This window comes from Streptomyces sp. NPDC028331 (assembly GCF_055565775.1).
The window spans coordinates 126,706-150,907 of record NZ_JBVHTR010000002.1 but is presented as its reverse complement, the minus strand read 5'-3'; the positions used below and the strand labels follow the sequence as shown (position 1 = coordinate 150,907).

General features: G+C 72.1%; 19 protein-coding genes. 5 read left to right on the top strand and 14 right to left on the bottom strand.

Features of this window, described 5'->3' with window-relative positions:
• Positions 1–13: 13 nt before the first annotated feature.
• The 11 genes from ACZ4SW_RS02805 to ACZ4SW_RS02755 all read right to left on the bottom strand — a co-directional run bounded on the left by ACZ4SW_RS02805 (position 14) and on the right by ACZ4SW_RS02755 (position 13,505).
• The gene (locus tag ACZ4SW_RS02805) at positions 14–2,311 is read right to left on the bottom strand and encodes a glycosyltransferase family 4 protein (RefSeq protein ID WP_468237018.1); all 2,298 of its coding nucleotides are present in this window, start codon (positions 2,309–2,311) and stop codon (positions 14–16) included.
• On the bottom strand, positions 2,308–3,543 hold the full coding sequence (locus ACZ4SW_RS02800; RefSeq protein WP_468237590.1) for a polysaccharide pyruvyl transferase family protein: 1,236 nt from the start codon (positions 3,541–3,543) through the stop codon (positions 2,308–2,310). The genes ACZ4SW_RS02805 and ACZ4SW_RS02800 overlap by 4 nt, the downstream gene beginning before the upstream one ends.
• 166 nt (positions 3,544–3,709) lie before the next feature.
• Entirely contained in the window at positions 3,710–5,149 is a 1,440-nt protein-coding gene (locus tag ACZ4SW_RS02795; RefSeq protein ID WP_468237015.1) for a lipopolysaccharide biosynthesis protein, read from the bottom strand.
• Positions 5,146–6,486 (bottom strand): lipopolysaccharide biosynthesis protein, encoded by a 1,341-nt coding sequence (locus ACZ4SW_RS02790; RefSeq protein WP_468237013.1) that lies wholly within the window; start codon positions 6,484–6,486, stop codon positions 5,146–5,148. Before ACZ4SW_RS02790 ends, ACZ4SW_RS02795 begins: the two co-directional genes overlap by 4 nt.
• On the bottom strand, positions 6,483–6,953 hold the full coding sequence (locus tag ACZ4SW_RS02785; RefSeq protein ID WP_468237011.1) for a hypothetical protein: 471 nt from the start codon (positions 6,951–6,953) through the stop codon (positions 6,483–6,485). Before ACZ4SW_RS02785 ends, ACZ4SW_RS02790 begins: the two co-directional genes overlap by 4 nt.
• Positions 6,950–8,098, bottom strand: a complete 1,149-nt coding sequence (locus ACZ4SW_RS02780; RefSeq protein WP_468237008.1) for a glycosyltransferase family 4 protein — start codon at positions 8,096–8,098, stop codon at positions 6,950–6,952. The genes ACZ4SW_RS02785 and ACZ4SW_RS02780 overlap by 4 nt, the downstream gene beginning before the upstream one ends.
• A complete protein-coding gene (locus tag ACZ4SW_RS02775; RefSeq protein ID WP_468237005.1) occupies positions 8,095–10,425 on the bottom strand; it encodes a hypothetical protein in 2,331 nt (776 codons plus the stop codon). The genes ACZ4SW_RS02780 and ACZ4SW_RS02775 overlap by 4 nt, the downstream gene beginning before the upstream one ends.
• The gene (locus ACZ4SW_RS02770) at positions 10,422–11,513 is read right to left on the bottom strand and encodes a glycosyltransferase family 4 protein (RefSeq protein WP_468237003.1); all 1,092 of its coding nucleotides are present in this window, start codon (positions 11,511–11,513) and stop codon (positions 10,422–10,424) included. The genes ACZ4SW_RS02775 and ACZ4SW_RS02770 overlap by 4 nt, the downstream gene beginning before the upstream one ends.
• Positions 11,510–12,238 (bottom strand): polysaccharide deacetylase family protein, encoded by a 729-nt coding sequence (locus ACZ4SW_RS02765; RefSeq protein WP_468237000.1) that lies wholly within the window; start codon positions 12,236–12,238, stop codon positions 11,510–11,512. Before ACZ4SW_RS02765 ends, ACZ4SW_RS02770 begins: the two co-directional genes overlap by 4 nt.
• On the bottom strand, positions 12,235–12,762 hold the full coding sequence (locus ACZ4SW_RS02760; protein WP_468236998.1) for a hypothetical protein: 528 nt from the start codon (positions 12,760–12,762) through the stop codon (positions 12,235–12,237). Before ACZ4SW_RS02760 ends, ACZ4SW_RS02765 begins: the two co-directional genes overlap by 4 nt.
• Positions 12,759–13,505, bottom strand: a complete 747-nt coding sequence (locus ACZ4SW_RS02755; RefSeq protein ID WP_468236995.1) for a glycosyltransferase family 2 protein — start codon at positions 13,503–13,505, stop codon at positions 12,759–12,761. The genes ACZ4SW_RS02760 and ACZ4SW_RS02755 overlap by 4 nt, the downstream gene beginning before the upstream one ends.
• A gap of 861 nt (positions 13,506–14,366) precedes the next feature.
• Between ACZ4SW_RS02755 and ACZ4SW_RS02750 the strand changes: the two genes are divergently transcribed.
• Positions 14,367–15,194, top strand: coding sequence for a helix-turn-helix domain-containing protein (locus ACZ4SW_RS02750; protein ID WP_468236993.1), 828 nt, complete (start codon positions 14,367–14,369; stop codon positions 15,192–15,194).
• Complete coding sequence (locus ACZ4SW_RS02745) at positions 15,191–15,373, top strand: DUF397 domain-containing protein (RefSeq protein WP_384609687.1); 183 nt, start codon at positions 15,191–15,193, stop codon at positions 15,371–15,373. Before ACZ4SW_RS02750 ends, ACZ4SW_RS02745 begins: the two co-directional genes overlap by 4 nt.
• Here the strand turns inward: ACZ4SW_RS02745 and ACZ4SW_RS02740 are convergent.
• The gene (locus ACZ4SW_RS02740; RefSeq protein WP_468236990.1) at positions 15,318–16,553 is read right to left on the bottom strand and encodes an MFS transporter; all 1,236 of its coding nucleotides are present in this window, start codon (positions 16,551–16,553) and stop codon (positions 15,318–15,320) included. The genes ACZ4SW_RS02745 and ACZ4SW_RS02740 overlap by 56 nt on opposite strands.
• An 88-nt stretch (positions 16,554–16,641) precedes the next feature.
• On the opposite strand from ACZ4SW_RS02740, the gene ACZ4SW_RS02735 reads away from it, so the two are divergent.
• Both ACZ4SW_RS02735 and ACZ4SW_RS02730 read left to right on the top strand, forming a co-directional pair.
• Positions 16,642–17,610 carry an ArsR/SmtB family transcription factor gene (locus ACZ4SW_RS02735; RefSeq protein WP_468236987.1) on the top strand — a complete coding sequence of 323 codons (969 nt, stop codon included), beginning with the start codon at positions 16,642–16,644 and terminating at the stop codon, positions 17,608–17,610.
• Positions 17,611–17,656: 46 nt separating this feature from the next.
• Positions 17,657–18,169 (top strand): glutathione peroxidase, encoded by a 513-nt coding sequence (locus ACZ4SW_RS02730; RefSeq protein ID WP_468236985.1) that lies wholly within the window; start codon positions 17,657–17,659, stop codon positions 18,167–18,169.
• A 55-nt stretch (positions 18,170–18,224) separates the two neighbouring features.
• Here the strand turns inward: ACZ4SW_RS02730 and ACZ4SW_RS02725 are convergent, their stop codons facing one another.
• Together ACZ4SW_RS02725 and ACZ4SW_RS02720 are read right to left on the bottom strand one after the other, a co-directional pair.
• The gene (locus tag ACZ4SW_RS02725) at positions 18,225–20,234 is read right to left on the bottom strand and encodes an MFS transporter (RefSeq protein ID WP_468236983.1); all 2,010 of its coding nucleotides are present in this window, start codon (positions 20,232–20,234) and stop codon (positions 18,225–18,227) included.
• 182 nt (positions 20,235–20,416) lie between these two features.
• Positions 20,417–22,900, bottom strand: a complete 2,484-nt coding sequence (locus ACZ4SW_RS02720; RefSeq protein WP_468236981.1) for a D-alanyl-D-alanine carboxypeptidase — start codon at positions 22,898–22,900, stop codon at positions 20,417–20,419.
• Positions 22,901–23,218: 318 nt separating this feature from the next.
• Between ACZ4SW_RS02720 and ACZ4SW_RS02715 the strand changes: the two genes are divergently transcribed.
• Positions 23,219–23,971, top strand: coding sequence for a GOLPH3/VPS74 family protein (locus ACZ4SW_RS02715; RefSeq protein ID WP_468236978.1), 753 nt, complete (start codon positions 23,219–23,221; stop codon positions 23,969–23,971).
• Positions 23,972–24,202 lie beyond the last annotated feature (231 nt).

The window sequence follows — 24,202 nt, the reverse complement described above, 5'->3', positions numbered from 1 at the left end:
GGGACGCCGCTACTCAGCGGTTCCCCGCCTCCAGTTTCCTGAACAGCCTTACGTAGCGAGCCGTGAGCGCAGGCCACGCGTACCGTTCGACCGCGGTGTGGCGGCCCGTCGCGCCGAGGTGGTCGGCCAGGTTTCCGTCGCCCAGGAGGGCCAGCAGGGCGTCGGCGAGGGCGGCCGGGTCTCCGGGCGGGACGAGGAGGCCGTTGACGCCGGGATCGATCACGTGGGGGATGCCGCCGACGTCCGAGCCGACGACCGGAGTGCCGCAGGCCATGGCCTCGATCAGGACCATGCCGAAGGACTCGGCCTCGCTGAGTGAGGGAAGGACGACGGCGGCGGCCTGTTGCAGGGCCGTCACCAGGTCGTCGCCCGTGAGCTGGCCGGGGGTGTGCACGCGGTCGGCGATACCGAGGTGTTCGGCGCGGGCACGGTGGTCGGGGACGGCGTCGCCGTCGCCGACGAGGGTGACCTCGACGTCGTCGGGGAGTTTCGCGGCGGCGGCGAGGAGGACGTCGACGCCCTTCCAGGACGAGGTGCGGTCCATGCGGCCGAGGTACACGACCGTGCGGGGGCGCCGGGACGGCGGGAGAGGGCCGGGTGTGAAACGGTCGGTGTCCACGCCGGGGGTGATCTGTACGGCGCCTGGGTGGCGGGCGGCCAGCGAGACCGGGGACACGGCGATCAGGGCCGCCGCCCGGGCGAACACCCGGGGCAACACACGGCGTTCGTAGCAGCGGATGATCCGGTCGGCTCCGGGCTCGCCCTTCAGCATCGAGCCGGCGTGATAAGTGACCACGGCGGGCCGCCGGCCGCGCAGCGCGACCGCGAGGTCGGCGAGGCCGGGCACCGGCGCGTGCGTGTTGATCACTTCGACCCGCATCCGCCGCAGCCAACCGCGCAACTGCAGCGGCCACAGGGGGCTGAGCGGAGTGTTGGACAGGCGGGCCCAGGTGCCGAGCCGGACGACGGGCACGCCGTCCTCCACGGTCACGCCGGTGCGGCGGCCCGCCGTGTTGGTGGTGATCACCACGGACCGCAGCTCGGGGTCCGCGGCGACCGAGGTGGCGACCTTGGCGGCGTAGTTCTCCACACCGCCGATCTTGGGCGGGTAGTAGGGGGCGACGACCGCGACCGTACGGCGTCCACGGCCCTCGAGCACTCGGGAGAACACGTCGGCGGTGCGGGTCGCCTGCCGCTCCCAGCCCAGCTCGCGGCGGACATGGGCCAGCCCCGCCGCGGCGAGCCGGTCCGCGAGGGCCTCGTCGGTGAGCACGCGGGTCAGCGCGGTGCGCAGTCCGGCGCGGTCACCCGGCGCCACGAGCAGGCCGTTGTCCTCGTGCCGGACGAGGCTCGGGATGCCGCCGACGCCGGTGGTGACGACGGGGCGCCGGGCGGCCATCGCCTCCACCAGGACGCTGGGGAAGCTGTCGTAGGACGTGGGCAGGGCCAGGACCCGCGCGCGCCGGTAGGCGGCGGCCAGGTCCGCGCCGTACAACCGCCCGCTGAAGGTGACCTTGCCGCCGAGTCCGAGCCGGTCGGCCGTGTGCCGGTAGTTGCCCGCCGCCGTTCCGTCGCCCACGACCTCCAGCCGTACGGGACTCCCCTGCTCCTTCAACTCGGATACCGCAGCGAGCAGTTCGGAGAGGCCCTTGTAGGCGGTGTGCTGCTCCAGGGACCCGACGAACAGGACCCGGGGTTCGGCCGGTACCGGGCCCGGAGTGAAGAGGTCCAGGTCCGCGCCGGGCGGGATCGTCGTGGACCGGCCCGCGAAGAGGCGAGCGAGGTCGGCCACCACGTAGTCGGACGAGCAGATGACCTCACGGGCCCGTCGTACCGTGCCGGCCAGCACGGTCCGTTCGTACGCGGCCAGCGCGGCGTCGGTCACGGCCCGGCCCTTGCGCATGCGCCCGGTGTGGTACGTCAGCACGAACGGCCGGCCGGTGTCACCGGCGGCCCGGGCCGCGGCGTCCGCGAACAGCGGCACGGGCGCGTGCCCGTTGACCAGGTCCACGCCCTCCCGTTCGATGATCCGCCGCAGTTGCCGTCGCCAGCCCGTGCCGACGGGCGTGCGCGACAGCAGCACGGGGGCCGCCAGCCGGTACACGACGCAGCCGTCGGGCCCGTCCTCGGACCGCCCCGGCCGCCCGCCCGGCCCGCCCGTCGTCGTCGCGATGACGACGCGGTACCCGTGGTGCGCGCCCAGTTCGCGGGCGAGGTGCCAGACGTACTGCTCCACCCCGCCGAGCGACGGCGGCAGGTACGGCGTCGCCAGCAGCACCGTCGGCGCGGCGGGCGCGTGCCCGCTGTTCACGCCGCCTCCTGGAGCCGCCGGGGCAGTGAGCGGGCGCGCGCGACGTAGCCGGGCAGGTTTCGGTCGAGGACCGCGCGGTACGGTGCCGGGTCCTTCAACAACGGCTCGACCAGTGCCCACAGCCGGTCGTGGGTCACCTCGGCGATGGGCAGAACCCACTCGCCGAGTTCCAGGTCGGCCATGATGCCCCGGGTCTTGTGCTCGTACTCGATGGCCACGCAGGGAACACAACTGGTGAGGGAGAAGATCACTGAGTGGAAGCGGGTGCCGATGAGCAGGGAGCACTCGTCGTACAGGCCCTTCAGGTCGCGGTAGTCGACGACCTCGTCGATCATCAGCGGTCCGCTCGCACAGTGCGCTGCGATACGACGTTCGCAAACCCGGTCGTCGTCGCCCAGGTAGTCGGTGCTGACCTGCGGGATGAGCACCACGCGGGCGCCGGTGGCCTGCACGGCGTCGATCGTGCGGGCCAGTTCCCGCTCGTATCGGTCCTGGGCTGCCGGAGCCAGCCAGCGGCGGGCGGTGACACCGACGAGGCTCTCGCCCGGGCCCACGCCGAGCCGGTCGCGCCAGTCGGTCATCGGCTCGGGGGCGAAGGCGAACCCTGCATCCACGGCCCGCTCGATGCGATCCGTCGGTATTCCGCATGTCAGGAGCTCGCCGACGCTGACGTCCTCGCGGGCGAGAACCGCGGCGGAGCGGGACATGACCCGGCCGACCAGCCTGCGTTGCGCGGCGGCCGGGAACGGGCCGAAGGACTGGGGGGCCCAGACCACCGGCACGCCCGCCTTCTGTGCCAGCAGCGCCGGCAGCAGCACGAAGAAGATGTTCTGGTAGCCGTCGAGCCCGGGTCGGGCCAGGACGTATCCGCCGCCCATGGACACCACCAGGTCCGCGCGCGACACGGCGTCGGCCTCACGCCGGGCCTCGGCCGGCAGCACTCGAACCACCGCCCGGGCGAGCGGGCGCGGCAGGGTGACGGCGGCGGTGCCCGCGAGGCCCAGCAGCGCCTTGCGCAGCAGGCGGCGAGGGAGCGACACCGTGCCGTCGGCGACGTAGCGACGGATCGATCCGATGTTGCGCACGCCTTCGAACTCGGAGTGCACGGCCGCGTCCTCCATGCCCGCGATCATCAGGTCGGCGTCGGGGAAGGCTTCGCGGACCTGGTTCAGGCACACCGAGAGCAGGGCGGCGTCGCCGGCGTTCTCGCGGACGTAGGCGTTGATCACCACGATGTTCAAGTGCGGACCTCTCGGAACTGGGGCGGGTGGACGGGGTCGTGTGGCCGGGCGGGTTGGGATGGGCGGGGACCGACCTCGTACGGATGCATGTGAGGACCTGCGGAGGGATCCGCGTGGTGATGCGCGAAGATATGCCGGTAAGGGGCGCAGGGATGGTTCACTCCGCCCCCGTAAGGATCGGCGGGACCGGCTGGGGCGACTCCCCGGGAGCGGCCGGACCGGCCGCGGTCACCCCGACCGGCCCTGTCGGGGCCCGGTTTCCCGTGGCTTCGGCGGCTGAACCACCGGGCGGCGTCGACGCCACGTCCGGCCGCCCCCGTACCAGGCACAACGTGGCGAACACCCCGCCCACCGCATTGCCCACAGCCCACGCGTAGCCGACCCACACCAGCCCGCGGGCGGCGAAGGCGAAGCTCAGGCCGATGGACAGGCCTGCCATGATCGTGTTGGCGGCGATCAGCTGCCGCATGCGCTGGGCCAGCTTGAGTGCGAAGCAGGCCCAGGTGTTCAGGGCGACCGGCAGGGCGGCGATCGCCAGCACGGTCAACAGGGGCCGGGCCTGTTCGGCGTACCCGGCGCCGAATATGCGCAGCAGCAGCCCTCCGCCGACGACCACGACCATCACGGCGGGCACCTGCACGGCTGCGATGATCCGCCCCGAGCGCAGCATCAGCTCCCGGAAGCGCGATTCCTGGTGCGAGACCTCCGCGAAGACGGCCTCGCCGACGGCGGTGGAGACGGCATTCAGCATGGCCGCGATCTGGAAGGCCACGAAGTAGTAGCCGGCCTCGGCCGCCCCCAGGTGGTGCAGCACGATCAGCGGGGTGGCCAGCACCGGTGCCAGATTGACCAGGTTGGAAAGGTGGCTGGCCGCGGAGAAGCGGAACTTTTCGCGCAGCCGGGTGCCGCGTGTGCGCAAGTCGAGCCGGAAGCCCAGGCGGTGCCGGAGCACCAGCACGGCGACCACGACCGTCACCACGTACCCCACGCCCGCCGAGGCGACGATGCCGAACACACCGAACCCGGTGAGGACCGCCGGAACAGCGAGCTTGGCCGCGCCCTGGGTCAGTCCGTCGATCAGGACGTTGAACTCCGGGCTGCGGGCCGCGTTGAAGACCGACTTCACCAGCATGCTCGCCGCCGCGCAGCCGCAGAAGGCGGCGAAGGCTGCGGCCGACAGCCAGTCGTTGCGGACGAACGCCAGCTTGGCGCCGTACAGCGGCAGTCCCGCCAAGTAGATGCCGCCCGCCACGCAACCCACGGCCGACACCAGCACCATCGCCTGGCTGATCTGCGCGTTGCGTGCCTCCCGCTCGGCCGGGAACCGAATCAGCGTGTTGTTCAGCCCGAGCAGGCTGAACGTGGCCAGCAGCGAGGTGGCGGAGATCAGCGAGGTGGCGAGCCCCACCTGGGCAGGGGTGTAGAAACGAGCGACCACCACCCAGAACACGAAGCTGAGGCCGGCGGTCACCACGGTGGAGACGAGCAGGAAGAAGGAGCTGCGGTAGATGCGGTCGCCGGTGCGGCGGTGGTGCTGTCCTCGTCCACGCGAGGCCGGGCCAGTACGCGCGGCGCCGGTCGTCTGCAGAAATCTCATCCGGTCTCCCCTTCCTCCCCCGCGCGCCGGTGCCGTCCCGTATGCGGTGCGCGTACGCCCCCGGCCAGCAGGGCGACGCCCGCGGCGACTCCGGAGGCGAGGTTGCCGACGCCCCAGGCGATTCCCGCCCACGGCAGGCCCTCGTGCAGCCGGGTCAGGGCGACCGCGAGGACAACGGTGACCAGGACCGCGTTGGAGACGACCATGGCGACGAGCTGCCGGGTCAGTTTCAGCAGGAAGCTGACCCAGGTGTTGAAGGCCACGGCGAGTGAGCCGAGCGTGAAGACGGTCAGCGTGGTGGTGCCGTGGGCCTCGTACGCGGGCCCGAAGACGTGCAGGACGGGCCGGGCCAGGGCGGCCACCAGCGCCACGGCCGGGACGGTGGCCAGGGCGATGGCCTTGCCGGAGCGGACGGCGATGCGGCCGAGGGCGGCGCCGTGCTGGGAGCCCTCGGCGAAGAGGGCCTCACCGATGGCGTAGGAGGCCGAGTTGACCAGGTTGGCGATCTGGAAGGCGACGAAGTAGGTGGCGGCGGGGACCGGTCCGAGCATCTGCAGGACGACGATCGGCAGCACGATCTGCGGAATCAGGTTGAGGCTGCCGGACAGGTAGCTGCTGAGCGAGTAGCCCAGAGTGGCGCGGAAGGTGCGCCATGAGAACGCCGGCCGGACCCTCAGGCGCAGACCGCGGCGGATGGCCAGGATGCTGGCCGCGGCGGCGACCGTGGACGCGGCGGCACTGGCGCCGAAGATCCCGAAGGGGCCCGCGGAGACGAACAGCACGGGCAGGGCGAGCTTGACCAGGCTCATCAGCACGCCGTTGACGGCGAGGTTGACGCGGGCCGCCCGGAAGGCCACGAAGACGGAGTCGGTGAGCAGGTTGACGGCCGCGCCGGCGGCGAGCACGACGAAGCCCGCCGCGTACCAGAACGAGGCGTGCAGAAAGCCGAGTTCGGGCGCGACCCAGGGCACCAGCAGCACGAAGCCGCCGGAGATGGCGCAGGAGCAAACGACGACGGTGCTGAGCGCCGTGCTGACCTCCTCCGCGCGCCGGTCGCTGGTCGGCAGGTGCCGGACCAGGGTCGAGCTGAGCCCGAACAGGCTGAAGTACGACAGCAGGGACAGGCTCGACAGGAGCGACGAGGCGCGGCCCACGTCGGCGGCCGGGTAGAGCCTGGCGACCAGGATCCAGAAGACGAAGCCCGCGCCGGCGCCCAGCGCGGTCGTGGCCATGAGGAAAAGGGAGTTGGCGATCAGCGGGTCGCGCACCATGGCCCGGGCGCGGGCGAGGCGGGCCGTGGCCTGCGGGGGCGGGGCGGAGCGGGCGATCAGGCTCATGCGGACTCCCCCGCCGGGCGATCGGGCCGGGCCTGGGCCCGGGCGAGCAGCAGGGTCACCGCCGTCACGGCGAATGCCCACGACGCGGTCTGCCCCTCCCGGGGCACGTCGCCGAAGTGGGTGAGCGGGCGGGCGAGGGTCTCGGGGTGGGTGAGGGAGTTGACGCACAGGTACGCCCACATGAGCAGGCCGTAGACCGTGCCGGTGCGCAACAGCGCGCCTACGACGCCGCGCCGGGGGGCGGTCCGCGTCCACCAGCGTCCGGCGGTGGCGTGCAGCAGCGTCGCCGCCAGCGCGGACAGTGCGAAGCAGACGGCGCCGAACGTGTCGCGCCGCATGGGAAGCAGAGAGCTGATCGGCACGATCAGGGCCGACGGCCGTGCGGCGGCGACGGCGGCGACGTAGAGCCAGCCCAGCAGCCCGTGGACGAGCATCGTCTCCAGCGCCGCCCGGATCACCCGCCTCACGCCACCGCCTCCCGGGTGACCGGGCCGGCGTCGGCCCCCGTGTAGTGGGCGCGGAGCCGGACGGTGTGCTCGGGCCAGGCGAAGCCCTCGGCGGCGCAGGCACGGGAGTAGCGGCCCATGGCGGCGCGCAGCTCCTCGTCCCCGGAGAGTTCCGTCAGCGCGGCACGCAGCGCGGGCACTTCACGGGGCAGCAGCCGGACCCGGCTGCGGTCCAGGCCGTAGGGGGCGTATCCGGGGTCGTCCGTGGTGACGACGGGCAGGCCGGAGGCCATGGCCTCCTGGACGGTAAGCGGGAAGCCCTCGGCGGCCGACGGCAGGGCGAAGACGTCCGCCGCACGGTACAACTCGGCGAGCTGTTCCGGTGGGAGGGCGCCGAGGTGGTGCACCCCGGGACGGTCGCTGGTGGAGACGCTGCCGTCGCCGGCGAAGACCAGGTCATAGGCGGGATCGGCGGCGGCCAGCAGCAGGTCGTAGCCCTTCTTGGGCACCAGCCGGCCGACGAACAGCACCAGGACGCGGTCCTGGGGCAGGCCGAAGCGCAGCCGGGCGGCCCGGCGTTCCTGGTCCGAGACGGGCGGGCGGAACGCGTCGGTGTCGACGCCGTTGGCCAGGAGGCTGACGGCCGCGGGGCGGGCTCCGTGGGCGGTGACGAAGTCGGCGACCCGGCCGTTGACGACCAGCACGCGCCGCGCCCGCCGCAGCAGGCCCCGCCCCGCCAGCCGGTACACGCCGCGCTGCACGGCGCGCACGGCACGGGAGGGGTGTTCGACCACGGCGACGTGCTGGGTGAGCACGTGCGGGGTACGGGTCAGCGCCGCCGCCAGGCCCGCCGCCCACGACGTCACGTACAGGCAGTCGTGCACATGGACGACGTCGGCCCAGCGGGCCCAGCGCACGGCGGCCGGCCACACCCGGGGCGACAGCAGCGGGAACGGTACGCCGGCCCGCTTCTCCAGGAGGTTCCAGGCGGCGACGCGCACCACCCGCACCCCGTCGTCCTCCTCGGTGACGGTCCTGGCACCGCTGGTCAGCACCGTCACCTCGACGCCGGCCCGGCGCAGGTGGCGGGCCTCGTTGCGGACGACGTTCTCGATGCCGCCGATGTGCGGCGGGTAGTAGTGGCTGACCAGCAGGACCCGCTTCATCGGTAGATCTCCGCTCCCCCGTTGCTGTACAGCTTGTTCTTGGTGACGTCCAACAGGCCGACCGGGTAGCGGTACGTCACCAGGTCCCCGCGGTAGAACGTGGTGGCCTCGTCCTTGGTCACCGTGGTGGTGCCGAGGAAGACGTAGGTGCGCGAGCCCACCAGCACCGGGAAGATGTCGTTCTGCGCGCGGCCCCGGATCAGCGACTGCAGACGGCTGAAGGTGTAGCGGTCGGTCTGCACCTCGGACTGGACGTCGGCCCGCTGGGTCTCGGTGGCGCGGGACTGCACCCAGCGGATGGCGGTGCGCTCCTCGGGGTGGACGTAGTAGATGTCGTAGTACTGGCCGGAGTTGGCCAGGTGCAGCTGCGCCGGGTAGCCGCCCAGCACCTTGGGTACGACGCCGGTCAGGTCCAGCAGCAGGCCGAGGGCGAGCACGCAGGCTGCCGGTACCGCCCATCGGCGTGTCCAGCGGAACAGCCAGAGCGAGGCGCCGGCGACGAAGGGCGCGAAGAAGAACAGGCCCTGCTGGAAGGCGCGCAGCACGCCGTAGTCGACGGACAGTTGGGGCAGCGCGGTCAGCAGGGCGATGACGCCGAGCATGCCCAGGGACAGCGTGACCTGGTCACGGCTCGGCCGGAAGCCGGGCCGGGGGCGCCGGCGTCCGGTGCGGCGGGGCCACAGGACCAGGGCGAGGCCGACCAGCAGCAGCACCTGGAGCAGGGCGGCGGCACAGGCGCGCAGCAGGCCGTTGGCCGCCGGCACGTCGATGCCGGCGGTCTGCAGGGTACGTCCGACCGCGGTCAGGGGGAGCTTCGCCTGCTCGGAGACGACGGGGACGGCGTACCGGTCGACGGTCCGCAGAGGCAGGTAGTCGCCCTGCGCCCGGCCGCCCTCCGTCTGCCGCACGGCCTCGGCCCGGTAGTCGACGAGCCGCTGCCCGGCGCTGACCGAGGCGCTGCTGAACAGGCTGTAGGACACGTCCGAGGACGCGGTGTCGGTGCTCTGCCCGGTGAGTTCCCGGGCGGTCAGCGACAGGGTGCTGTGGAGCTGCCCGGTGGTGTGTGTGACCGCTCCCGACCACACGAAGGCCGCCGCGGCGGTGGCCGCCACCATCCACCACGTCAGGAAGCCGCGCCCGGCGGCCGGCCTTCGGCGCAGCCTGGCGAGCAGCCGCCAGGCCACATCGGCGGCGAGCGCCAGGGCCAGGACGGCGACGAGGACGTAGGTGGTGGAGTAGTGCGACAGGACGATGCCCACCACCAGCACCGTGAACAGGGCACGCCGCCGCGCGAACGGCCGGGCCGTGTCGGTGACCACGACCGTCGCACAGCCCATGAGGAAGAACGCGACCTCCTGGCGGCCCAGGAAGGTCATGTCCGTGAAGAAGGTCGGGAACATCATCAGGTACACCGCGGACAGCAGCGCGACGATCTGCGGTGCCGTGTTCCGCACGGACCGGTACACCAGTACGGGTGTCAGCGCGAACAGCAGCGGCAGCAGGACTTTGAAGATGTACGTGCCCTCGATGCCGGTCAGCCTCGTGAGCGCGGCCGGCAGCAGGGTGATGCTCAGGCAGGCGTTATACGGGTCGCGGAAGGTGCCGATGTTCCAGCGGCCGGCGTCGGCGGCCAGCCGGAAGACCTCGTATTCGCGCTGGATGTCGTGCCCGGTGATGTACCAGCCGCGCAGACTGGTGAGCAGCAGGATCCCGGCGGCCGCGCACCACAGGCCCAGCTCCAGAACTCCGGTCGCGTACCGGCCGCGCCGCACGATGAGCAGCGCCAGCAGCGCGGTGACCACGACCAGCGCGGTGACGGCGACGCCGCCGCCCAGGCCGTTGTTGAGGCGGACGGGGCCGGCCACGCACAGCGCCAGGACGAGCGCGCCGAGGCCGCCGACAGGGACGAGCCCCGCCGGGCGGGAGGCCGGCGGGCGGCCCGCGCGCAGAGGTGTCCGGGGCAGCAGCGAGCGCCATCCGGCGGAGGCGCGCCACGCGGACACACTCGCGAGCGCCACCACGTACAGCGCCGCCGACAAGGCGAGCGGCACCCGTTCCAGGGGGCGGTCCACGCCCAGAACGGGCAGTAGCGTGTTGACCGCCAGCAGCAGGGCGAGGGCCCCGACGACGCTCAGGCCCAGCCCGATGAGCACCCGTCCGTCCCGGGTCGACAGCGCCCGCTCGGTGAGCCCGGTCGACAGCAGGGCGGGCGCGCCCAGCAGCAGCCACAGCCCCGCCGGGACCAGCAGCACGGCCGGGGTGCCCGGCACGCATTCCAGCAGGGCCGCCACCAGGGCGGTGGTGACGGCCCAGGAGCGTATGTTCACGAGAGCACCTCGGTGTAGATGTCCTCGACCTGCCGGACGACCGCGTCCCACCTGTGGCGCCGGGCGGCCTCGGCGCTGCGCCGTCCGAGGTCGGCGCGGAGCCGGAGGTCGGCGGCGATCGCGTCGATGGCCTCGGCGAGCCGGGCCGGTTCGGGGTCGGCCAGCAGGCCGATCCCGTCGAGGAGTTCGACGTTGCCGGGAACGCGGGTGGCGATCACCGGCAGGGCGGCGGCCATGGCCTCCAGGGCGACGAGCGGCATGCCCTCCTTGTCGGAGGGCAGCACGAACGCCTCGGCGTCGGCGTAGGCACGCACCAGGTCCGCGCCCAGTGCCGGCCCGTCGAAGCGGACGTTCTTCAGGCCCAACCGGTCGGCGTGGGCGGCGAGTTCGTCACGGTCCTCGCCGTCGCCCACGATGCGCAGCCGCACCGGACGGGTCACCAGGGCCATCGCCTCCAGCAGTCGGTCGACGCGCTTCTGGGAGCTGAGCCGGCCCACGTAGAGCAGATCGAGGGTGCCCTCGGCGGGCTCGCGCACGGGCATGAAGTACTGGGCGCCGACCCCGTTGGGAACGACGAACACCCGCTCGGCGGGCACCCCGTAGGTGGCGGTGACGAAGTCGGCCTGGGCCGGGGTGAGCACCAGCACGGCGGCGGCGGCGCGCAGCACCCGGCCGAAGACGTGCCGCTTGTAGGCGGGCAGCAGCCAGCCCAGGCGTCCGGAGGCGTCGACGTCCAGGTGGAAGTGGAGCACGAACCGCTGTCCGCGCAGCCGGGCCAGCAGCGCGACCATCTCCGGCAGCAACGCGTGGGCGGAGTGCAGGTGCAGCACCGAACGCCGTGGGCTGCGCAGCAGCGTCCGGGCGATGCCGGGCGCGATCGGTGTGTGGGCGACCTCGAGCGACCGGTGGCGCACGACGCCGACCCCGCCCTCGCGGCTCAGGCGCGGGGCGCCCTCGGAGCCGATGGTGGTGGTGACCACGCGCACGTCGTGCCGCTCGGCGAGGCCGGCGGCGAGGCTCTCCACGACGCGTTCCAGTCCGCCCAGGTGAGGCGGGTAGTAGGGGGTGATCTGCAGCACCGTGCTCATGCGACACCTGCCCCGGTCAGCGCTCCGTTGGTGACATAGCGAACGTCCGACCGGCCGCCGATGTGGTCCAGCACCCGCTCGAGCCGGGCCCAGTCGCCCCGTGCGTCGACCTCCCAGCTGTGTCCCCACAGATGGTAGACGCCGCCTCGCTCCAGACACAGGTCGAACCAGTGGATCGCCAGCTCGTCCCAGTGCAGGTACAACTCGGCCGCCCGGCCTGGTCTGCCGCCGGCCAAACGCAGGGCGAGCGGGACGTCGACCCGGTGGGCGTAGGCGTTGACGGTGGTGGTCATCTCCAGCAGCGGCCCCGTGGCCAGGGAGCTGCGCCGCACGGTTCGGGCCAGGTGGAAGCCGGCGTCGGCGACCTGCCGTACGTGTACCGGCCGGTACTCGCCGCGGGGGTAGCAGAAGCTGACGACGGGGCCGCCGAGGATGTCCTCCAACTCGGACTTCCCCGCACTGATCTCCTCGCGAGCCGCCGCCTCGTCGATCAGCGGCAGCCTCAGGTGGCTGAGCGTGTGTCCGCCGATCTCGACGTCGTCGCGCGCGGCCAACTCCCGTATGCCGTCGGCGGGGAGCCGGTCGGCGGGAGCGAACTCGATGTTGCGGGGCGCGATGTAGAACGTGCCTGGTACGCCGTACCGCTCCAGCAGGTCCGCCAGGCGCGGGTCGAGCCGGTGTCCGTCGTCCCAGCTCGTGGTGACCACCGTCCGACGTTGCGTCATGAGGTGCCCTCCGAGGTGTCGTCCAGGGTGTAGTGAAGCGTCTGGGATTGGCCCAGGAGGGCGACCTGCACCACCGTGCGGGTCGCCTTGTCCTGCCGCGCCCGGGGGTACGGCAGCCGGAACGTCGTCCGCTGCGGCACCTCGGCCCGGGGGGCGAGGCGGACGGTGCGCGAGACCTCGGTACGACCGGACGCCGTGGTCAGCCAGACGCGCAGCCGGTACGTGTGCGGGGCGGATCCGTGCGCGACCACGGTGACCGGCACCACGGCCGTGCCGTGCACGACGTCCGGCGTGCCGTCGAAGTACAGCTCCGTGTAGGTGCTGGGCAGACGGGTGAACGAGGCGCGCAGCTCATGCCGCACCCACGGCACGGTGCACGCGACCGTCACCAGCACGAGCAGCGCCGCTATGGCGGCGACGGCGCGGCCCCGCCGCCCTCGCACGGCACGCGTCCGCCGGCGGCGGCGGTGCCCCGCGGGGGGCACCGCCGACCGCCGGACGGGCGCGTCAAGCAGTCGGCTCATGCGGTGGTCCCGAATTCCTCCACACCGGAGGGCTGCGCGGGCACGGCGACGCCGGCCGACACGCCGAGGGGTCTGCGGAAGCGGTGGTGGAACAGCTGGCGCAGGTTGGCCATTCCGTCGGGCAGCGCGTTGAGCTTCACCTCGCCGCCCCGCTTGCGGTATTCGATCGGCACCTCCAGGGTGCGGTAACCGGCCAGCGTGGCGGCGTTCTTTATCTCCTGCGAGAAGGCCATACCGGTGGACCGTACGTCAATGCCGTGCCACACGTGACGCCGGAAGACCCACATGCCCGACTGCGAATCGCGCAGCCCGTTGCGGAAAAGCATGCGGCTCACCGCGCTGAGGGCGTGGTTGGCGATGGTGTGCGAGCGCTTCATGGCCGCGGCGTTCTCCCGGCCCAGCCGGTTGGTGGTCATGAACTCGACGTCGCGCTCCTCCAGCGTCGCCAGCAGGCCCGGCAGTGCGTCGAACGGGTACGTGCGGTCCGCGTCGCCGGTGGCGATCACGTCGCCGTCCGCCGCGCCGAACCCGGCGTGATAGGCGTTCCCGTAACCCCGCGCCGGCTGGTGCACCACCCGGGCGCCCAGCTCGCGCGCCACGTCGCCGGTGCCGTCGGTGGACGCGTTGTCGACCACGACGACCTCGGTGCTCCAGCCGGCTGCGGCGAGTTCGGCGACCGGGACGGTCTCCATCACAGCCGGCAGATTCGCCGCTTCGTTGAGCGCGGGTATGACAATGGACAACGCCTTCATGAAAGCCCCCCAAGGCATAGAAGAACGGAGTCCGCGGGCAGCCTGAATAAGCCCGTCGCCGCAGGACGGAATGCCGTTTCCGGGCAGCCCGAAAATGGCGTCGTCGAGCGTGCGGACTCTGCCGCGCAGACATGGGTGCTCCCCAGCACCCGGAATGTCAGAAAGAAATCAGTGCAGCCGACCGCATCGCCTGAATCGATGCGGACGTCGTCTCAGCAGAGCCGCGTCGAACGCGGCTGGAATGCCCGCGACTTGATGTCCCCCTCTCAGCGCTCCGGCATCCCCTCATCGCCGAAACGGAGGATGACCATATCAATGTGTAGGAGGAAGGGAAGAGTGTGACCAAGATGTGAAGACGGCGCCCGACGGTCGGTTGCGTCACGCCACAGGCACCCGCACCCCGCCGGACCCCCCACGGACACAACCGGAACGAACGCGCCCCATCAGTCGACACGCATTACGTCTCCGCAGGCCAGAGGCCATACGTCACAGTGGATCAACACCCGCCGTCACCTGTGGTCCACACCACTTCGAGGTCAGGTGGGCCACCGCAACCCTGACGACAAACACAGCGGATCGGCTCCGCAGATTACTTGAATTTTGCATAGCTCTGGCCAGGGATTCGGCCATCGAAACGGCCTTGCTGTGCCGTCACCCTCCTTGCTAGCCCGCCTACCTGACCAGACGTCAGGTGCGGGGGTAGTGGAGCTCGAGTGACGTGCGCCCCCCTGCGCACCTCCGTACCACCGGTGACGTCACAGCGTTCGCAGAGCGGGCTGTGACGTCTCCTGTTCATCATGGGTTCAGCGTGGACCTGGCGAACGTGCGGGAGTGCGGGGGGAGTTCGACAGCATGGGCATCGGTGGCAACCGGCGCAGGAAGAACGCCTCCGCCATGAAGATGGTCGGCGGCATCCTCGGCACGTTCCGGAAGGCGGCCGGTCACACCCAGCGGTCCCTGGCCGAGGAGGTGCTCGTGGACGAGGAGACCATCGCGTCCATCGAGCAGGGGCGGCGGTTGCTGAAGGAGGATCTGGCCACCGCGCTGGACGACCTACTCGACACCAAGGGCGCATTGGCGGTCGCCGTGGCCAACATGCCCGAGGTGGATCTGTTTCCGCGGTGGGCGGAGGAGTTCATCGATCTGGAGCGGGACGCCCTGACCCTGTCGTCGTACGAGAACCAAGCCTTGCCAGGTCTGCTTCAGACTCCCGCGTACGCACGTGCCGTCTTCCTCAACGAGGTCCCGGCCTTGACCGAGGACGAGATCGAGCAGCGCGTGGCGGCCCGGATGGATCGCCAGGAGGTGCTCCGGCAGAAGGTGCCGCCGACCGCCGCCTTCATCATCTCGGAGGTGACGCTCATGGATCGCCTGGGAGGACACGACGTGTACGTGGAGCAGGTGCGGCGGCTGCTCGACTGGTCCGGCCTTCCTGGTGTGACCCTCCAAGTGATGCCGGTGGGACGTGAGTTCCACGCTGGGCTCTCCGGGCCCTTCGTCCTCATCGAGACACCCGACCACCAACGCGTCGCCTACGTCGAGGGACAGCGCAACGGTCGGTTGATCGCCGATCCGGACGAAGTGTCCCTCCTTGAGCGCAAGTATGCGATGCTGCGGACGCAGGCCCTCAACTCGCAGGAATCCGTGGGCCTGTTGGACCGTCTCCTGGGAGAGCGATGACTGCCGAGTTGGAGTGGTACAAGTCCAGCTACAGCACCGAGCAAGGTGGAAACTGCCTGGAGATCGCCCCCACCCCAAAGGCCATCCACATCCGCGACTCCAAGCGATCCCCCGGCCCCACCCTCACCGTCCCCCGAGACTCCTGGGCCGGCTTTCTCGTTCTCGCTCGTCGGAGTTGATCCCGGGGTCCGGCGCGGAGGCGGGGCGGCGGTGGCGGGGCGTCGCCAGGGTCAGCGTCGCCGTGAGTGAGGCCGCCGCCATGACCGTCATCGCCGGGCCCGGCGACATGGCCTGAGCCACCGCCCCCGCCAGCGTCGCGGCCAGCCCCTGCATCGTGAGCATGCCCGCCGAGTGCAGGCCGAGGGCGTGGCCGCTCAGCTCCGGCGGGGTCAGCGTCATCAGACGCTCCTGCTGGATCAGGCTCGCGCCGAAGCCGACCGACGCCAGCGCCACGCAGGCCGCCGCCACCGGTACCGCGGGGTGCAGCGCGAACAGCAGGTACGGGGCCGCGAGGAGCAGCAGGAACGGGATGCCGAGGCGGCGGCGCTGCGCGGGCGGGAGGAGGCGGCCCGTCGTCACGTCCCCGGCGAACATGCCGAACGCCCCGCACGCGAACAGCGCGCCCGCACGGTCCGGCGCGTAGGAGACGTAGAGCGATTCGCAGCCCACGACCAGGCCGTTGGGGATCCAGAGCAGGAGGTAGGTCGTGCGGCGCTCCGGGGACGACCACAGCAGCCCGTTCGTGCGCCAGGTCTGCGCCGCGGAGGGGCGGCCCGAGCTGCGGGGCGCCCGGCGGGTCAGGCCCGAGCGGGCCGTCACCGCCGCCGTCAGGTACAGCGCCGACGCCGTCAGCAGCGTCGTACGCGGCGACAGGACCGCCAGCAGGACGCCGCCCGCCGCGTAGCCGGTGATCTGCATGAGACCGCTCATCATGTTGAAGACCGAGCGGCCGAGGAGATATCCGTCCTTGGTCAGGATCTCGTTCAGCAGGCCCCAGCGGACTCCGCCGCCCAACGACTGGATGAGGCCGAGGAGGAGCAGCAGCGCGAAGACGGCGCCCACCGGCAGGCCGGGCGCCGCCGTCGCCGCCGTGCCGGCCGCGAACGCGCACGCGATGCCCGTCATCGTCGCGCGCGGCGGCAGCCGGTCGGCCGCCGACAGCAGGGTCGTCGCGCCCACGACCTGGGCGAGTTGCGGGCCGAACATGCTCACCGCGGACAGCAGCGGCGAGTCGGTGGCCCGGTAGACCAGCGTGCCGATCGCCAGGCCGCCGAGCGTGGACGCGGCCGTCTCGAGGGCGGAGGACAGGAAGAGAGGGCTGAACTCGCGGGTGCGGAAGAGGTCGGCGTAGCTGCGCATGCGCGGAGTGTGGGCACGGGCCGGAGGCGGCCGTTATTGTTTCGCGCAGGCGCGAAACATCCGCCCGGTCCCGAGTGTGAGGGCGTCCATGGGCCTCTGGTACGTCAACGCCGACACCCTCGCCGGCAGCCGGTTCCTGCTCTCGCCGCTCGCCGAGGTGTTCGCCGCCCTGAAGCTGCTGCACGCCGGCACCGCCGCCCACCCCGGGGAACGGGCCTGGCTGGACGCGCACCTGCCCGCCTACCGCGCACGGCTGGCCGGCGACCCCGTCACCGCGCTGCTCGTCCGCAGCGGTCTCGGCGCCGAGTGGATCGCCGACTTCCTCACGCCCACGCCCCGGGACGGGGAGAGCTTCGAGGAGGGCGTCGAGCGCGTGCGCCGCGCCTCGCCCGCCGCGGCCCGGGCCCATCTCACCGTCTCCCTGCGCGGTCCGCTGCCCGCCGACCTGGACCGCGACGACCTGCCCGAACGTGCGGCCGATCTGCTCACCGACGTGTGGACGCGGACCGTGCGGCCGTACTGGGACCGGCGGCGGCGCGTCCTGGAGGCCGATGTCGTCGCCCGCACCGCGCAGCTCGGCCGGGGCGGCTGGGCCGCCGCACTGGAAACGCTGCGGCCGGGCCGGACCCGCTGGCTCGGCGGCAACCGGCTCCAGGTCAACCTCCACGAGTACCCGCCGCGCGAGGTCTCGGGCGCCCAGTTGTTCTTCGTCCCCGTCACCCCGCAGCGGGCCGGCTGGGTGTCCTGGGAGGAGCCCGACCGGTACGCCCTGGTCTATCCGTGCGCGGGCGTGCTGGCGGACGGGGCGCGCACGGCCGTCCCGGAGAGTCTCGGCGCGCTGCTCGGGCCCGCCCGGGCCCGGGTGCTCGTGCTGCTCGACTCCCCGATGAGCACCAGCCAGTTGGTCGCCGTGACCGGGCAGGGGCTCGGCTCGGTCGGGCGCCACCTCAGAGTGCTGCTGGACTCCCGGCTCGTGGAGCGGCGGCGCGCCGGACGGTCGGTGCTGTACGCGCGCACGGCCGCCGGTGAGGTGCTCGTCACAGCGCAGCGCGGCTGACGGGCGCGTCACCCGGGGGCGACGGCGGCGGAGTTAGCATCCGCCCATGACGACTACTGACAACAGTGCGGGCGCCTCCGTCCTCGATGTCCCGATCGGTGCGCTGCAGGGCGGTTCCGCGGACCTGTCCCAGTACGCGGGCAAGGCCGTCCTCGTGGTGAACGTGGCCTCCAAGTGCGGGCTGACGCCGCAGTACGCGGGCCTGGAGCGGTTGCAGGAGCGGTACGCGCCGCTGGGCTTCACCGTGCTCGGGGTGCCCTGCAACCAGTTCCTCGGGCAGGAGCCCGGCAGCGCCGAGGAGATCGCGGAGTTCTGCTCGGCGACCTACGGCGTGACCTTCCCGATGACCGAGAAGATCGAGGTGAACGGGGACGGACGGCATCCGCTGTACGAGCGACTGGTCGGCTTCGCGGACGCCGAGGGGCACAGCGGGGACATCCGCTGGAACTTCGAGAAGTTCCTGATCGGGAAGGACGGCGAGGTCGTCGCCCGGTTCTCGCCGCAGACGGAGCCGGAGGCGGCCGAGGTCGTGGCGGCCATCGAGGCCCAGCTCGCGTAGGCGGGCACCGGCCTCGCCCCCAGGGGCGGGGACGAGCGTGCCGGCGGACTCCGGCTCAGCCGCCGGACGACTGGTCGCCGCCCTTCAGTTCCTCCGGGCACGCGGTGCCCCGCGGCAGTTGGTACGGCGCGGCCAAGCGGTAGGTGCCCGGCCGCGGGGCCAGGAGTTCCGTCCACTTGTCGCCCCAGATGTCCTCGGGGGCCTCCATCAGGCAGCCGTTGAGGTTGTCGTACGTCTTCGGGGTGCCCTGGGCGCGGTGCTTGGAGGCCTCCGTCTCCTGCGGGGGCTTCACGCCCTTGCCCTCGGTGTCGACCAGGCCCAGCCACGGCGAGTAGGGGACGCGGATGAGGACGCGGCCCGCCGTCTTCACCTGGATCGTCAGTTCGCCCTGCTCGGCCCGGTCCACGACGGCCGGGGGATCCGCCAGCGGGGTCGGGTCGGTCACCGCGAAGAGCTGCCAGTTGGCGTCGCCCCAGATCTGCTTCAGGTACGGCATGCCCCGCTGCACGAGCTCGCGTTCGCGTTCGCCGCCGTCGCCGTCCGGCTCGCCCTTGGGCAGCACCACGTAGTGCACGGCCCAGCGTTGCAGCCAGGCGTGGTAGTTCGCGGAGTTGAGCGTGTCGTCGTAGAAGAGCGGGTTGCGTTCCATGTCGGCCTGGCGGTTCCAGCCGCGGGCCAGGTTGACGTACGGCGCCAGTGCGGAGGCCTCGCGGTGCGAGCGCGCCGGGACCACCTCCACGCGGCCCTTCTCCGCGCCGACCACCTGGAGCTGGTGGACCAGCGGCGCCAGCTCGCGCGCCCAGGACGCCGCGGGGGTGGTGTGGATGATGTCGTCCACCGTCTTGATGCCGATCCAGACGACGAAGCCGGTCAACGCCACCACGAGCGCGTACCACTTCCGGCTGCGCGGCACCGTGAACGGCAGCGCCGCGACCAGCGCCACCCCCGCGAACAGCATGGCCAGGCGGGTGATGTTCGAGCCGATCTGGGAGCTGATCAGCCAGACGAGGAGAACGGACAGCCCGTACACCGCCGCCGTGATCCGTACCGTCTTCCACTCCTCCGGGACCAGGTAGAACGCCAGGGCCGAGAAGGCGAACGGCAGGATCGTCGACGCCCAGGTCATCGGCTGCGTGCCGGAGAACGGGAACAGCCACGCGGACAGGGCCACGACGGCGGTGGGGGCCAGGCCCAGCGCCCAGGCGCCGCGGCGGCGCTTCTGCAGGAACAGCGCCACCGCGACCAGGCCCACGAACAGGCCCGCCACCGGGGACGACATCGTGGCCAGCGCGGCCAGCGACGCCGCGCACAGCGCCTTCGCCCAGCGTTTGCGGCGCCAGCGGTACGGCCAGCAGAACACGGCCGCGGTCGCGCCCAGCGCGAACACCATGCCCAGGCCGAACGTCACCCGGCCCGAGATGGCGTTGCACAGCAGTCCGAACACCCCGGCGAGGGCCGGCCACCAGGGCTCGCGGACGGCACGGCTGCGGATGAGGATCAGCGTGAGCAGGCCGGCCGAGGCGGTCCCGGCGATCATCATCGTCGTACGGACGCCGAGGACCGACATCAGATACGGCGACACGACGCTGTACGAGACCGGGTGCATGCCCCCGTACCAGGCGAGGTTGTACGCCGAGTCGGGGTGACGGCCGACGAACTCCGCCCACGCGTCCTGCGCCGCGAGGTCGCCGCCGCTGTTCGCGAACATGAAGAACCAGAGGAGGTGCAGCACTCCGGCGAGGGCCGTGACGGTGAGCGCGGGGTGGCGACGGGCCAGGTCCGCCGCCCGGGAGGAGCGCACACGGGCGGCCAGGGCGCGCAGGCGCGGGGCCTTCTGGGTGTCCTCGGCGGCGGGCGCGGAGCCGGTGGCCGTGACTGCGGGAACCGGGGCCGCCGGGGCCTGGGCCGGGACCCGGGGCGTGGGGCGGTCCGGTAGTTCCGGGCGGTCCGGGCGGTCCGGTGGATCAGGGGTGGGTGCGCCCAGCGGTATTCGCGGGCCCGGTGACCCGTCCGGGTGACGTCGCCGGTCGGCGTCGTCGGCGTGTGTCGGCTCCGCTGTGGCCACCTGAAGGCACTCCCCGTGTCCTGTCTTCCGTTCCCGGCCGCGTCCCGTTCGCTCCCGCTTCACGGCCGCGTCTTCCGCGACCGGCGACCTGTCCCGTTTCGTGACGCTAGCACGCACCCCGCCGCGGGGCCCCGGGGTGGGGCTCCGCGGCGGGGTGCTGCGGTGTGCAGGGTGCGCCCGGTTCAGCCGAGGCGGGTCAGCTTGTCCGTGAAGCCCGGCTCGGCGAGGTCCTTCTGGAGGGCCACCGGGACCGACACCGCGTGGCTGGAGCCGTCGCCGACCGTCAGCTTGCCGACGACCTTGCCGGCCTTCGCCTCGTGCGGAGGCGCCGTGCCGTCGTCACCGATCGACAGCTTCGTCCTCAGGCCCGGCCAGCCGACCGCCGTCAGGTTCTCGGTCGCGACCACCGGCGTCTTCCCACCGAGCTGGTCGTCCACATACCCGACGACCTCGCCCTTCTTCACCACGGTGGCCGTGGTCAGCCCCTGCTGGACGGTGTTGATCAGCTTCTGGCTGTTGGTGAGCGCGAGTTGCAGGCTGTCCCAGACGCGGCCGGTGTGGGCGTCCTGGTTGAGGACGGCGCCGTAGATCATCCGCGTCTTGCCGTCGACCACCTTCGTCGCCGCCCACACCAGGTTGCCGCCGGCCGGGGTCGACGAACCGGTCTTCAGGCCGATCACGCCGACCTGCTTCACCAGCAGGTCGTTGTTGTTGTAGATCGGCTGGTCCAGGCCGGGGATGTCCGCCTTGGCCATCCCGACGACGCTGCGGAACACCTCGTTCTGCATGACGGCCTTGGCCAGCTTGAGCTGGTCGACAGCCGTGCTCACGGTCGTCTTGTCCAGACCGCTCGGGTCCGTGTACGTCGTGTGCGTCATGCCGAGCTTCTTCGCGGCGGCGTTCATCTTGCCGACGAACGTCGTGTTGTCGGAGTCCCAGCGGGCCAGCAGTCGCGCGATGTTGTTCCCCGACGGGATCATCAGCATCTGCAGCATCTGCAGCTCGGAGAACTTCTGGCCCTTCTTTATGGCCGCCGTCGACTCGTCCTCCTTCTTCGAGTCGTCCTCGGCCTGCTGGTCGGCGGTGATGACCGGGCCGCCCTGGTTGGCCTTGAGCGGGTGGCCCTGGAGGATGACGTACGCCGTCATGATCTTGGTGACGCTCGCGATGGGCTTCGGGCTCTGCGGGCCCTCGGTGCCGACCATGCCGACGCCCTCGACCTCCACGGCCGACTGGCCCTGGCCCGGCCACGGCAGGTCGAGCTTGCCGCCGGCGAACGTGTACGTCTGGTCGGCGGTCAGGGCGAGGGCCGGGGTCGGCAGCGGGCGGACCGCCTGCACGATCGCAAATATGATCACCAGCAGCAGGACCAGCGGCGACCAGATCTTGATGCGCCGCAGGACGGTGCGGACCGGGGTCTCCGGGGGCGGCGGGGTGTTCGTCAGCTCCGCGAGCAGATCCAGCGGCGGCTTGGGCGGGATCGGCTGCTGGGTGGTGCGCTCCGGGCCGACCTGGGGTATGGCGGCGGTCGCCTCCGCGGGACCCGCGGCGCGCTTCGGCTCCGCGGACGCCGGACGCGCGGCCTCCGCCGGTGCGGTCCGGGGCTCGTCCAGCGACTTCAAGGGGACGAACCTGCTGGTGCGTTCGGCGTCGGACTCGGGCTTGTCCGACGTGCCCGACTTGGCCGCCCAGGAGGGGCCGGACTTGTCGGAGGGCTTGGCGTCGCCCACCTTGAGCATGGTGGTGGGCTGGTCGACGGCGGGCGGCCGTGGGGCCTTGAAGACGGCGGTGGGCTGGTCTACGGGGGGTTCGGGGTCTTCCTTGTCGTCGTCGGACCCGGAGTCGCCCTTTTCACCCTTTCCTTCCCTTTTGCCTTCTTCGCGCCTTTCTTCCGCCTCGTTGGACTTTCCGTCCGTTGCTTCGGACTTGGGAGCTTCTTCGGGCTTGCGCTTGTTGCCCTTGTCCTCGTCCTCGGTCTCGACCTCGGTCCCGTCCTTGACCTCGTCCTCGGTCTCGGCGCGGGCGTCGGCCTCCGAAGTCGCAGGCTCGGCGGCGGCGGCGTCGCTCGCGTCGGAGGTGCCCTCGGCCTCCGCTTCGGGTGCGTCCTCCGCATCGGCGTCGGCGTCGTCCTCGACATCGGCGGCCTGCGCGGCCTCCGCGGCAGCCGTTTCGGCCTCAGCCTCGTCGGCCGCGTCCTCGGACTCGGCCTGCGGCTCCTTCGACGCGTCCTCGGACTCCGCCTGCGGCCCCTTCGACGCGCCCTCGGAGTCCGCCTCAGCCGTCTCCTCGGATCCGTCCCCAGGCTCCGCCTCGGCCTTCCTCTCGGCCTCCCCCTTCGCCTTCTCCCCTGCCTTGCCCGCGGCCTCGTCCTCCGGCTCGGCCTCCGACGCGCTCTCCTCCGACTCGTTCTCCTCAGCAGTCCGTACCCAGGAAGCCAGCGACGCACGCTCCTGCGCCCCGCTTCCGGCGTCCTCGGCACCGGAGCCCGCCGAGTCGGCGGAGGCGGCGGAGGCGGCGGAGTCCGCGGGAGCCGAGTCCTCCTCGGCCTCCCCAACGGCCGTACCGGCGGAGCCACCACGCAGCGACTTCCTGGAGAGCACCGTCGTAGCCTGGTCGACCCGCGCCTTCTCGCCGGTCATCGCGAGCCTGGGGTCGCGCCCGGCCATGGCCGGCTCCGGAACCGGAGCCCCGCTCCCCGACGTCGCTTTCGCCGACGACCCCTGCTGCTTCGACCTGTCGGGGGACTCGCCCGCCACCGATGCCTCCTCCTTGCGCCGCGCACCCGCACGCGCGCCTTGCCGAACCGTGAACCGCCGCCCGGACACCGCTGCCCGAACCATGTACCAGTGTCCTGTGTGAGGGATTGACCCCTGCGCTAGACGAGAACGACATACCTACCGGTTCCACTACGTTCCGGTCACGCACCCTCGACAGACCAATGTGAGAGGGGTCACCCTGTCTCTCATCCACGCGGGGAGGCATGGATGGGCAGGAGCCGCAGAACACTTCCGGAGGAGCTTCTGCTGCTGGCGTTGGACCCGGCCACGGGTACCACTGCACAGCCGCAGTCGCTCGACCTCGGTCTGGCCGGAGCACAGCTAGTGGAGCTGGCGCTGGCCGGACGGATAGCCCCAGACGGGGATCGTATCGCCGTGGTGGTGCCACGGCCGACTGGTGATCCGACTTTGGACACCGCTTTGGAGTTGCTGCGCAGGCGCGGCGCCCCGGTGCGGGCCGTCCACTGGATCGGCGGGCCCCGTCTCGGGCTCCGCCAGACCTACCTCTCGCATCTGGAACGGTGCGGCATGGTCCATGCCGTGCCCGGCCAGATGTGCGGGGTGTTGCCGACGACTCGGTACCAGGCGACCGACACCGCCATCAGCCGGGAGATCAGGTCCCGGCTGGATTCCGCGATCCGCACCGGCGTTCCGCCGGACCCGCGGACCGCGGCGCTCGCCGCACTGGCCCACGCGGTCGGTCTCGGCAAGCACCTGTACCCGGGCAACGAGGGCCGCTCGTCCCGTTCCCGGCTGCGGGATCTGATCCGGCACGACCCCATGGGCGGCCTCGTGGCGCACGCCGTGATGGACGTCCAGAACGGCGTGGGCGCACAGCCACGCCGCGCCCCGGCCCCGGCCGGCCGCCCGGCCGCCGGAACGAGGCCCGCACCGGAACCCGCCCGCGGTGTTCCGATGCAACCGCGCCACGGATCCATGGCGCGCGTCGCGGCCCACTGAGCCGGAACCCCACGGCACGGCAGCACCAGGGCACGACCCCCGCCGGACCAGGCGAATCGGTACGGCACAACAGCGGGACCGCACGACCCGGCGCCCGCGACCAGTCCCGAGACCCGTTCGGGAGCCGCCCGGGAGGGGGGGGGGGGGGGGGGGGGGGGGGGGGGGGGGGGGGGGGGGGGGGAGGGAGAGCCGGAGCAGGTGAAGGGACGGGGGGGGGAGGAGGGAGAGAGG

Excerpts from the sequence above, each read along its gene's own strand:
- ACZ4SW_RS02720 (WP_468236981.1), bottom strand. The coding sequence starts at position 22,900 with ATGGCCGGGCGCGACCCCAGGCTCGCGATGACCGGCGAGAAGGCGCGG.
- ACZ4SW_RS02760 (WP_468236998.1), bottom strand. The coding sequence starts at position 12,762 with ATGAGCCGACTGCTTGACGCGCCCGTCCGGCGGTCGGCGGTGCCCCCC.
- ACZ4SW_RS02730 (WP_468236985.1), top strand. The coding sequence starts at position 17,657 with ATGACGACTACTGACAACAGTGCGGGCGCCTCCGTCCTCGATGTCCCG.
- ACZ4SW_RS02765 (WP_468237000.1), bottom strand. The coding sequence starts at position 12,238 with ATGACGCAACGTCGGACGGTGGTCACCACGAGCTGGGACGACGGACAC.
- ACZ4SW_RS02715 (WP_468236978.1), top strand. The coding sequence starts at position 23,219 with ATGGGCAGGAGCCGCAGAACACTTCCGGAGGAGCTTCTGCTGCTGGCG.
- ACZ4SW_RS02795 (WP_468237015.1), bottom strand. The coding sequence starts at position 5,149 with ATGAGATTTCTGCAGACGACCGGCGCCGCGCGTACTGGCCCGGCCTCG.
- ACZ4SW_RS02750 (WP_468236993.1), top strand. The coding sequence starts at position 14,367 with ATGGGCATCGGTGGCAACCGGCGCAGGAAGAACGCCTCCGCCATGAAG.
- ACZ4SW_RS02780 (WP_468237008.1), bottom strand. The coding sequence starts at position 8,098 with ATGAAGCGGGTCCTGCTGGTCAGCCACTACTACCCGCCGCACATCGGC.
- ACZ4SW_RS02735 (WP_468236987.1), top strand. The coding sequence starts at position 16,642 with ATGGGCCTCTGGTACGTCAACGCCGACACCCTCGCCGGCAGCCGGTTC.
- ACZ4SW_RS02740 (WP_468236990.1), bottom strand. The coding sequence starts at position 16,553 with ATGCGCAGCTACGCCGACCTCTTCCGCACCCGCGAGTTCAGCCCTCTC.
- ACZ4SW_RS02770 (WP_468237003.1), bottom strand. The coding sequence starts at position 11,513 with ATGAGCACGGTGCTGCAGATCACCCCCTACTACCCGCCTCACCTGGGC.
- ACZ4SW_RS02745 (WP_384609687.1), top strand. The coding sequence starts at position 15,191 with ATGACTGCCGAGTTGGAGTGGTACAAGTCCAGCTACAGCACCGAGCAA.
- ACZ4SW_RS02790 (WP_468237013.1), bottom strand. The coding sequence starts at position 6,486 with ATGAGCCTGATCGCCCGCTCCGCCCCGCCCCCGCAGGCCACGGCCCGC.